Here is a 10,750-nt window from a genome sequence, read left to right on the forward strand (position 1 = left end):
GCTCGTGAGGTCCGGATGCGTGCCGTCAGTAATTCTTATTCGGGAGACCTTACGCGATGAGAGACCTTTCCGCAGGTCCGCGCGTTCTCCTCAAGCGGTTGCGCGAGCTCATGGCGGAACCGCTCGAGCCGCAGGAGCGCCTGGACCGGATCGTGCGCCAGATCGCACAGAACATGGTCGCGGAAGTGTGCTCCGTCTATGTGCTGCGTTCCGACGGCGTGCTCGAACTCTATGCCACCGAAGGTCTGAACAAGACCGCCGTCCACCTGGCGCAGTTGAAGATGGGGCAGGGCCTCGTCGGCACGATTGCGGCCTCGGCACGACCGCTCAATCTTTCCGACGCGCAGTCGCATCCGGCCTTCACCTATCTGCCTGAGACGGGCGAAGAGATCTACCACTCCTTCCTTGGCGTGCCGATCCTCCGCACAGGGCGCGCGCTCGGCGTTCTCGTGGTGCAGAACAAGGCGATGCGCAATTACCGCGAGGACGAGGTCGAGGCTCTCGAGACGACGGCGATGGTTCTCGCCGAGATGGTCGCGACCGGCGAGTTGAAGAAGATCACCAAGCCCGGCCTCGAACTCGACCTTTCGCGTCCTGTCACGATCGACGGCAACAGCTTCGGCGAAGGCATCGGCCTCGGCTATGTCGTGCTGCACGAGCCGCGAATTGTCGTCACGAACCTGCTCAACGAGGATACGGACCAGGAATTGCAGCGCCTTGCCGAGGCGCTCGGTTCCTTGCGCATCTCGATAGACGACATGCTGTCGCGCCGTGACGTCTCCATGGAGGGCGAGCACCGGGCGGTGCTCGAAACCTATCGCATGTTCGCCCATGACCGCGGCTGGGTGAGGAAACTCGAGGAGGCGATCCGCAACGGCCTGACGGCGGAAGCGGCGGTCGAGCGCGTGCAGAGCGAGACCAAGGCGCGGATGATCCGGCTGACGGACCCTTATCTCCGCGAGCGGATGCATGATTTCGACGATCTCGCCAACCGCCTGCTGCGCCAGCTATCCGGCTATGGCGCCAAGCTGTCGGCAGCCGATTTTCCGAATGACGCGATTATCGTCGCCCGTGCCATGGGGGCGGCCGAACTGCTGGACTATCCGCGCGAAAACGTCCGTGGCCTTGTCCTCGAAGAGGGTGCCGTGACGAGCCATGTGGTGATCGTCGCCCGCGCCATGGGTATTCCGGTCGTGGGCCAAGCGGCGGGTGCCGTGGCGCTTGCCGAAAACCGCGACGCCATAATCGTCGACGGCGACGACGCGAAGGTGCATTTGCGACCGCTCGCCGATCTGCAGCGTGCTTACGAGGAGAAAGTGCGGTTCCGCGCCCGCCGGCAAGCGCAGTTTCGTGCACTGAAAGAGGTCGAGCCGCTTACAAAGGACGGCAAACGCATTACATTGCAGATGAACGCCGGCTTGCTGGTCGATTTGCCGCATCTGAATGAGGCGGGGGCCGAAGGCATCGGTCTTTTCCGCACCGAACTGCAATTCATGATCGCCTCGACCATGCCGAAGGCCGAGGAGCAAGAAGCCTTCTATCGCAGCGTGCTGAAGCAAACGGGCGGCAAGCCGGTGACGTTCCGCACGCTCGACATCGGCGGCGACAAGGTCGTTCCATATTTCCGTGCGGCGGAAGAGGAGAACCCGGCGCTCGGCTGGCGGGCGATCCGGCTTTCGCTCGACCGACCGGGACTTCTGCGCACGCAGTTGAGGGCGATGCTGAGAGCGGCCGCCGGCGCTGAACTCAAGCTGATGCTGCCGATGGTGACGGAAGTCTCCGAGCTCAAGATCGCGCGCGAACTTTTGCAGAAGGAGATCGAGCGCCAGTCGAAGCTTGGCGAGCAATTGCCGCGCAAGCTGCAGTTCGGCGCAATGCTGGAAGTTCCGGCGCTGATGTGGCAGCTCGACGAACTGATGGCCGAGGTGGATTTCGTCTCCGTCGGTTCGAATGATCTCTTCCAGTTCGCTATGGCGGTCGACCGCGGCAATGCCCGTGTATCGGATCGTTTCGATATTCTCGGCCGGCCTTTCTTGCGCATCCTGCGGGAGATTGTGCGGGCCGGCGAACGCAACGACACGCCGGTGACGCTCTGCGGCGAAATGGCGAGCAAGCCGCTGTCGGCGATGGCGCTGCTTGGTCTCGGCTTCCGCTCCGTGTCGATGTCGCCGACGGCGGTCGGGCCGGTCAAGGCGATGCTGCTGGCGCTCGATGCCGGCAAGCTGGCTGAGCTTCTGGAGACTGCGCTCGACGACGTGAAATCCGATACGTCGGTTCGGCAGCTTCTCGTTGATTTCGCAGGGGCCAACGGCATACCGGTTTAGACAGCATTGGAGCGTCTTTACAGCGCCGCGCGTCTAATCAGACGCGCAAAGGTCGCTGTAGAGCTTTGATTTGTTGCATGATTCCTTAAATCGGAACCGTTTTAAGGAATCATGCAGTGGCCACGCCCGAATGATCTCGGGCGGGGCGAACGCATTTGGAGTTACATTTGGCAAAGCTTCCCGTTGAAAAGATGCGCGAACTGGAGCGTCGGTTCGGTGAGATCGAGGCTCGCATGTCGGCCGGGCCGTCGGCTGACGTCTACGTCAAGCTGGCCTCGGAATATTCCGAGCTGCAGCCGGTCGTGACTAAGATCCGTGCCTACGAGAAAGCTACGACTGAACTCGCCGACATCAACGCCATGCTCTCCGACCGGGCGACGGATAAGGAGATGCGCGACCTAGCCGAGATGGAAAAACCCGACGTCGAAGAGCGGATCGACGCGCTCGAGCAGGACATCCAAATCCTGCTCTTGCCAAAGGATGCGGCCGATGAAAAGAGCGCGATCCTCGAGATCCGTGCCGGCACAGGCGGCTCGGAGGCAGCACTCTTTGCCGGCGATCTCTTCCGCATGTACGAGCGCTATGCCTCGACCAAGGGCTGGCGTGTCGAGGTTCTTTCGTCAAGCGAGGGCGAGGCCGGCGGCTACAAGGAAATCATCGCGACGGTATCGGGCCGCGGCGTGTTCTCGCGGCTGAAATTCGAATCCGGCGTCCACCGGGTGCAGCGCGTGCCGGAAACGGAGGCGAGCGGGCGCATCCATACCTCCGCGGCGACGGTGGCGGTCCTGCCCGAGGCCGAGGAGATCGATATCGATATTCGTCCCGAGGACATCCGCATCGACACGATGCGGTCTTCGGGTGCCGGCGGTCAGCACGTCAATACGACCGACTCTGCGGTCCGCATCACCCATATTCCGACCGGTCTCGTCGTCACGAGCTCGGAGAAGTCGCAGCATCAGAACCGCGCCAAGGCGATGCAGGTGCTGCGCTCGCGGCTTTTCGATATGGAGCGCCAGCGCGCCGACAGTGAACGGTCGGCGGATCGCAGGAGCCAGGTTGGCTCCGGCGATCGTTCGGAGCGTATTCGCACCTACAATTTTCCGCAGGGCCGCATCACCGACCATCGCATCAACCTGACGCTCTACAAGCTCGACCGGATGATGATGGGCGAGATCGACGAGGTCGTGGATGCGCTGCTGGCGGATTATCAGGCAAGCCAGCTCGCGCTTCTCGGCGAGCAGCAGGGCTGAGCCGCAATGGCCGAGACGCTCGACCACCTCCTTGCCGAAAGCCGTGACAGGCTGAAGGCCGCCGGTATCGAGACGGCGGCGGTCGATGCCCGGCACCTGATTTCCGGGCTGCTCGGGCTTTCGTTAGCGGCAATGATGGCGCGGGGAGGGGAGGCGGTTGACGACGCCGTCGCGGCGCGCATCCGAGCTGCCGTCGAGCGTCGCGCAGCGCGCGAGCCGGTCTACCGCATCCTCGGCGAAAGGGAGTTCTACGGACTCACGCTCAAGCTCTCCAAGGACACGCTGGAGCCGCGGCCGGATACTGAGACGCTGGTCGACTGCATGATCCCGCATGTGCGGCGGATTGTCGCCAACAAGGGAACCTGCCGGATCATCGATCTCGGCATCGGAACAGGAGCAATTTGTCTTGCTCTTCTCGATGAGGTACTTGAAGCTCGCGGCCTTGGTACCGATATATCCGAGGACGCCTTGGCGACGGCGCGCGAAAACGCAGAGCGCAACGGTCTTGCCGGGCGGTTCCAGACGCTTCGGAGCAACTGGTTCGAGGAGGTCGGGGGGCGGTTCGATATAATCGTCTCAAATCCGCCTTATATCCAGTCCAAAGTCGTCGAAGAGCTTGAGCCGGAAGTGAAATTCCATGATCCGGCCGCTGCTCTTGATGGCGGAGACGACGGGCTGAATGCCTATCGTGCCATTGCCCTTCACGCTGCTCGTCATCTTGAAGCAGACGGCGTAATAGGCTTGGAAATCGGTTTCGATCAAAAGCAGGCGGTGATGGCGCTGTTCGCAGCGCAAGGGTTCCGTTTGCATGACAGCGCGAAGGACCTCGGCGGCAACGACCGGGCCCTTGTATTCAAGCGCGACCGGGAATGCGGCAGCAACTGTTGAAAAAACGCTGCATCGGCACATCTCTTTTCTTGAAGGGCAAAGAAAGGGCTTGGAATCCTAAAGGAAGCGGGCTAGTTTGCCCCCGCGCACTGGGCAGTAAGGTCATCGACCAAAGATTCGCTCCGGTATGACCTGGCCACGGGGATTGCTCTCAAGAAAGAGTTGCTAGGGTTCGACAGTGCCTTGTGCGGGTACCTGTTAATTTGACGTCAGCCGGCGCCGAGATCGCGATGCGGTCTTTCGTGGCGCGTGTTTTCTCGGGCGCGGACAGGTCCGGCCGGGATGCGGAATCACATGATCATCATTATCAAGAGAATTCGGGTGAATATACTATGAGGCCAGGACAGCAAAACAAGCGCGGCCGTGGGCGAAATAACAACAATAACAACGGAAACAACCATAACCGCAAGGGATCCAATCCGCTTACGCGGACTTACGATAGCTCCGGCCCCGATGTGAAGATTCGCGGTACCGCTCAGCACATCGCTGAGAAATACGCTGCCCTTGCGCGCGACGCGCAGAGTTCCGGTGACCGCGTCATGGCGGAAAACTACCTGCAGCATGCCGAGCACTACAACCGCATCATCGCCGCGGCGCAGGCGCAGATGCAGGATCGTTTCCAGCGCGACGAGCGCCAGGACTATCAGGACCGGGACGGGATCGATCGCGATCAGGACGATCTGGATCAGGGCTATTCAGAGGATGCACCCGCAGCCTCGAATGCTGCCGCACCCTCCGTGAGCGCACCTCAGCCGGTTATCGATGGTTCCGGTCCGCAGCCGGTGATCGAAGGCACGCCTGCCGAAGTGGCAATGGAAGAGGAAACGCCTGCGGCGACCTCCGGCCGTCCGGCCTCTCGCCGTCGCAGTGCCAGCCGTCCGCGCCGCCAGCCGCGCCGCGGCGCGCAGGACGAAGCATCGGGCGACGCCCAGCCGTCCGGCGAAGCTGCTGGCGATGCGCCGGCGCTAGCCGCCTCGGAATAAGCGCTCCCGGAATAAGCGCTCTCGGGCGCTTCGCCTTACGCAACCGATTGACCAGAACCCGGCCGCCCAGCGGTCGGGTTTTCTTATGTCAGCTACTCGGCGATCCGGGCGCTCTTTCTGGTTGAGCCCGGCCCCACCTGTCCGTGGAGATTTCGCCAAGCGCCTTCCGCCACCGCCCTTTAATTTCTGAAAACACTGCCCCATATTCCGCTTCGAAGACTTGATCCCGCGCAACGCGAGGACGAGTCATCAATGACAGGCTTGCCGAATGCGGGAGCCTGATCCTGAAACACCGGCCAGTGCCACGATGATGGGCTCGCCGGGCTATGGAGGTAGAGAATGAATATCGAGAAATATTCCGAGCGCGTGCGCGGTTTCCTGCAATCGGCGCAGACCTATGCGTTGGCCGAGGGACACCAGCAGTTCACGCCCGAGCACGTCCTCAAGGTATTGCTCGACGATGATCAGGGCATGGCGGCGTCTCTCATAGAACGCGCCGGCGGTGATGCGCGCGAGGCAAGAGCCGGCACGGCTCAGGCTCTGGCGAAGCTCCCGAAAGTCTCCGGCGGCAATGGTTCCGTCTACCTGTCACAGCCGCTTGCCAAGATTTTCACTACGGCCGAGGAGGCCGCCAAGAAAGCCGGCGACAGCTTCGTGACCGTCGAGCGCCTGCTCCTGGCCCTGGCTATCGAAAGCTCGGCTGCCACCGCATCGATCCTGTCGAAGGCGGGCGTCACGCCGACCAAGCTCAACCAGGTCATCAATGAAATCCGTAAAGGGCGCACGGCCGACAGCGCCAATGCCGAGCAGGGCTTCGATTCGCTCAAGAAATACGCGCGCGATCTGACGGCGGAAGCGCGGGAGGGCAAGCTCGACCCGGTGATCGGCCGCGACGACGAAATCCGTCGCACGATCCAGGTGCTTTCGCGGCGGACCAAGAACAACCCGGTGCTGATCGGTGAGCCGGGCGTCGGCAAGACGGCGATCGCCGAGGGCCTTGCGCTCCGGATCGTCAACGGCGACGTGCCGGAAAGCCTCAAGGACAAGCGCCTGATGGCGCTCGACATGGGCGCGTTGATTGCCGGCGCGAAATTCCGCGGCGAATTCGAGGAGCGGCTGAAGGCCGTGCTCAACGAGGTTCAATCGGAAAGCGGCGAGATCATTCTGTTCATCGACGAGATGCATACGCTCGTCGGCGCCGGCAAGGCGGATGGGGCCATGGATGCCTCGAACCTTCTGAAGCCCGCGCTCGCTCGTGGCGAACTGCATTGCGTCGGCGCGACGACGCTCGACGAGTATCGCAAGCATGTCGAGAAGGACGCCGCCCTTGCCCGGCGGTTCCAGCCGGTGATGATCGACGAGCCGACGGTCGAGGACACGATCTCCATCCTGCGCGGCCTCAAGGAGAAGTACGAGCAGCACCACAAGGTGCGGATTTCGGATTCCGCGCTGGTGGCCGCCGCGACGCTTTCCAACCGCTACATTACCGACCGCTTCCTGCCGGACAAGGCGATCGACCTGATGGACGAGGCCGCGTCTCGCCTGAGGATGCAGGTCGACTCCAAACCGGAGGAACTCGACGAACTCGACCGGCGCGTCATTCAACTGAAGATCGAGCGCGAAGCCTTGAAAAAGGAGACCGATGCCTCCTCCAAGGATCGTCTCGCAAAACTGGAACTCGACCTGTCCTCTCTCGAAGAGGAAGCTGCCGCACTGACGGCGCGCTGGCAGGCAGAAAAGCAGAAACTCGGGCAAGCCGCCGATCTCAAGAAGCAGCTCGACGAAGCACGCAACGAGCTTCAGATCGTCCAGCGCAAGGGCGAATTCCAGCGCGCGGGTGAACTTGCCTACGGCGTGATCCCGAAACTCGAGAAGGAGCTTGCCGAAGCGGAAAGCCAGGACGGTTCGGAAGCGAATGCCATGGTGCAGGAGGTTGTCACCCCGGACAACATTGCCCATATCGTTTCGCGCTGGACCGGCATCCCCGTCGACAAGATGCTCGAAGGCGAGCGCGAGAAGCTGCTCAGGATGGAAGACGAACTCGCAAAATGGGTCGTCGGCCAGGGCGATGCGGTCCAGGCCGTCTCGCGTGCCGTTCGGCGTTCACGCGCCGGGCTTCAGGATCCGAACCGACCGATCGGTTCGTTCATCTTCCTTGGGCCTACCGGCGTCGGCAAGACGGAGTTGACCAAGGCACTTGCCCGGTTCCTCTTCGATGACGAAACCGCGCTGATGCGGGTCGACATGTCGGAATACATGGAGAAGCACTCCGTGGCCCGGCTGATCGGTGCGCCTCCCGGCTATGTCGGCTATGAAGAGGGCGGGGCGTTGACCGAATCCGTTCGCCGCCGGCCTTACCAGGTCGTGCTCTTCGACGAGATCGAGAAGGCCCATCCCGATGTCTTCAACGTGCTCTTGCAGGTGCTTGACGACGGCCGGCTGACCGATGGCCAGGGGCGCACCGTCGACTTCAAGAACACGATGATCATCATGACCTCGAATCTCGGTGCGGAATACCTGACCGCTCTCGGCGAGAACGAGGACAGCGATGCGGTTCGGGATCAGGTGATGGAGGTGGTCAGGGCCGCGTTCCGTCCGGAATTCCTGAACCGCGTGGACGAGATCATTCTGTTTCACCGGCTGCGTCGCTCGGAAATGGGCGCGATTGTCGATATCCAGCTCGAAAGGCTGCGCAAGCTGCTTGCCGATCGCAAGATCACGATCGAACTGGAGGACGAGGCGCGCGCCTTCCTGGCCGACAAGGGCTATGATCCCGCCTATGGTGCACGGCCTTTGAAGCGGGCGATTCAGAAATATGTTCAGGATCCGCTGGCCGAGAAGATGCTGCAGGGCGAGTTCCCGGACGGCTCCGCGGTGAAGGTTATCGCCGGATCCGACCGGCTGAACTTCAAGCGCGGGACCCCCGCCGAGAAGGAAGCCGCGTAAGGCGGAAAGATCGAGACAGAAAAGGCCGCCGAGAGGCGGCCTTTTGCATGGCTCACGCGATGGATATTATTGTTTGCTCGCAACCTCGTTGCCGCCCTCGTCCTTGCCGAGGAGTTCGTCGATACGCATGCGTTCCTTCTCGAAGGTCGCCAGCGCCTCGCCTTTGAGCGATTTGCCGCCGGGCAGGCGGATGCGCAGGGGATCCACCTTGTTGCCGTTGACGATCAGCTCGTAGTGGAGATGAGGGCCGGTGGAAAGCCCGGTCGTGCCGACCCAACCGATCACCTGGCCCTGGACGACCTTGGCGCCCGGCCTGACGTTCTTGGCGATCGCGCTCTGGTGATTGTAGGACGAAACGTAGCCGTTGGCATGGCGGATCAGAGTCTGGTTGCCATAGCCGCCGGAGTCCCAGCCGGCTTTCTCGACCGTGCCGTTTCCGGCGGCGATGATCGGGGTGCCACGCGGCGCCGACCAGTCCACGCCGGTATGCATGCGGGAGAAGCCGAGGATCGGGTGGCGGCGCATGCCGAAACCGGAACGGAAGTGGCCGTTCGGAAGAGGATTGCGCAAGAGGAACTGGCGGATGCTCTTGCCGTCCTTGTCGAAGTAATCGATCGAATTGTCGTCCGGATCCTGAAAACGGTAGAACCGGGTCTCGGCGTCACCGAACTTGGCATTCACGTAAAGAAGCTCGGATTCGTCCGTCGCGCGCCCGCTTTCGTCGGTGACCGAGAAGAAAGCCTCGAGCGAATCCGCAGGCTTCAACTGCGCTTGGAAATCGACATTGCTTGCCAGCAGCTTGACCACCAGGGCCACCATGTCGGAATTCATGCCGTAGGAAAGGGCGGCTCGATAGATACCGTCATAGACGCGCGGCAGGTCATGACCGCTGGCGACCACAGGCATTCCGTTGTCGTCGAAGGCGGTCGCGACCGCATCGAGCCTCGGCGGCTCGGCGCCGGGAACGAAACGGCCCTTGTCGTCGACGGCCATGGTGAGCACGTGACGATTGCGCGAGTAAATGGTGGCGCGCACGATCCGCGCCTCCTCACCTTTCTGGATGATCCCGATGCGCAGGACGTCGCCGGCGGCCAGCTCCTTGGCGCCGAGTGCCTCCTCGATGTAGCCTCCGGCATCCTCGGCCTGCGCCTTGGAATAACCGGCATTCACCATCGCCGTCGCGATCGGCGTCGGGCGGCGAACCGGGATTACGTCGTCCGCATATTCGGTGCTCTGCTTGGTGATGTTCTCATAGGCCGAAACGCTCATGTTTTCCTCGACGATCCGGGCCGACAGCCCCTGGATCAGATCGAGCTCGCCTGCGTCCGAAGCGAAGCGTTGCGGGTCGACATAGAAAAGCGAAGCAACCTGCGTGTTGCCTTCAGTCAGGACCGAGCCGTTGGTACGGACGTTTTCCTCCACCTCGTCGAGCGACATGGATGGTCCAAAAGTGAGGCTGGATCCCTTCAGCGGAAAGTCGATGGTTTTCAGTGCAACCTCGGATTCGACGTCCGAACCGTAGATGGTGCCCGTCCGTGCTACCGGAGCTTCCGCGTCCGCGTCGTCCGTCGCGAAGATCGCCAGCGGATCGAATGCGGGATAGTTTTCGGACGTCTGGTGATTGGCCGCGAGCGCCATCTTGACATGGACGAAGGGCTGCCGGCGGACGACCTCCTTCTCGCCGTCATGGATCATCGTCGAGACTTCCATGACCGTCTTGTCGGCGGGCTTGGCGACGATGTTCGGCGAAAGGATGCGGTCGCCGCGCTTGGCAGCACTGATCGGTGCAGCGCCGGGAGCGGAAGGGTCGAGTGCTGCAAAGGCCTCCGCCGGAATCGCTAGTTGCTGCCGGCCGTCGAGAGCGGCAAAGAGGGCGACGCCCATTAGCAGGCTCGATGTGATACCGGTGAGGAACGTGCCCGACAGCCAGCGCATCGAGATCTCGCGCCGGTCCGGCGCGCGGCGGCCATCCGCAAGGATCGGCGGCTGGTCGCCGAGCGACCGGACCATGTTCTTGTCGGTGATCATGCCAAGCTTAAGCGCCCCTGATTACTCGTATCCGTATTCTTGACGTCGATACGTTACGCGAAGGTGTGCATCCTCCGCGCGCCGGAGTCAAATCGGCGAGGGGGAGGGCCCCCGCCTGTGTCCCCCGAAGCGAAGCATCGATGATGTCGCTTAGATCGGTTGATTGTGAAGAAGTGAGGGCGAAATTGTGAATCCACAGGGCGGCCGATCCGGCGAGAAAAGAATCTCCAACCCGCAAAGCCTTGCGTCGCCGAGGTTTGTCAGAAAACTGTCATTTTTTTTGAAAATGGCTGTTGACTGGGGAAAGGGTGCGGGTCTATAAGCCCGATCA

6 protein-coding genes are annotated in these 10,750 nt (G+C 62.0%); 5 read left to right on the plus strand and 1 reads right to left on the minus strand.

The features are described 5' to 3' along the window. Positions 1-56: 56 nt before the first annotated feature. The 5 genes from ptsP to clpB all read left to right on the plus strand — a co-directional run bounded on the left by ptsP (position 57) and on the right by clpB (position 8,391). The gene (gene ptsP / locus ILFOPFJJ_RS04235) at positions 57-2,324 is read left to right on the plus strand and encodes a phosphoenolpyruvate--protein phosphotransferase (RefSeq protein WP_173509298.1); all 2,268 of its coding nucleotides are present in this window, start codon (positions 57-59) and stop codon (positions 2,322-2,324) included. A 167-nt stretch (positions 2,325-2,491) separates the two neighbouring features. Further along, positions 2,492-3,574 carry a peptide chain release factor 1 gene (prfA, locus tag ILFOPFJJ_RS04240; protein ID WP_173509299.1) on the plus strand — a complete coding sequence of 361 codons (1,083 nt, stop codon included), beginning with the start codon at positions 2,492-2,494 and terminating at the stop codon, positions 3,572-3,574. A 6-nt stretch (positions 3,575-3,580) separates the two neighbouring features. After that, on the plus strand, positions 3,581-4,462 hold the full coding sequence (prmC, locus tag ILFOPFJJ_RS04245) for a peptide chain release factor N(5)-glutamine methyltransferase (RefSeq protein ID WP_173509300.1): 882 nt from the start codon (positions 3,581-3,583) through the stop codon (positions 4,460-4,462). Positions 4,463-4,794: 332 nt separating this feature from the next. Then, a complete protein-coding gene (locus tag ILFOPFJJ_RS04250) occupies positions 4,795-5,445 on the plus strand; it encodes a DUF4167 domain-containing protein (protein WP_173509301.1) in 651 nt (216 codons plus the stop codon). Between the two features lie 339 nt (positions 5,446-5,784). Then, positions 5,785-8,391: an ATP-dependent chaperone ClpB gene (clpB, locus tag ILFOPFJJ_RS04255; RefSeq protein WP_173509302.1), complete on the plus strand. Its 2,607-nt coding sequence runs from the start codon at positions 5,785-5,787 to the stop codon at positions 8,389-8,391. Between the two features lie 66 nt (positions 8,392-8,457). Here clpB and ILFOPFJJ_RS04260 read toward each other — a convergent pair whose 3' ends face one another. Beyond that, positions 8,458-10,419 carry a M23 family metallopeptidase gene (locus ILFOPFJJ_RS04260; protein ID WP_173509303.1) on the minus strand — a complete coding sequence of 654 codons (1,962 nt, stop codon included), beginning with the start codon at positions 10,417-10,419 and terminating at the stop codon, positions 8,458-8,460. Positions 10,420-10,750: the final 331 nt, after the last annotated feature.

It is taken from the genome of Sinorhizobium psoraleae (genome assembly GCF_013283645.1).
In the GTDB taxonomy this organism is placed as follows: Bacteria; Pseudomonadota; Alphaproteobacteria; order Rhizobiales; family Rhizobiaceae; genus Sinorhizobium; species Sinorhizobium psoraleae.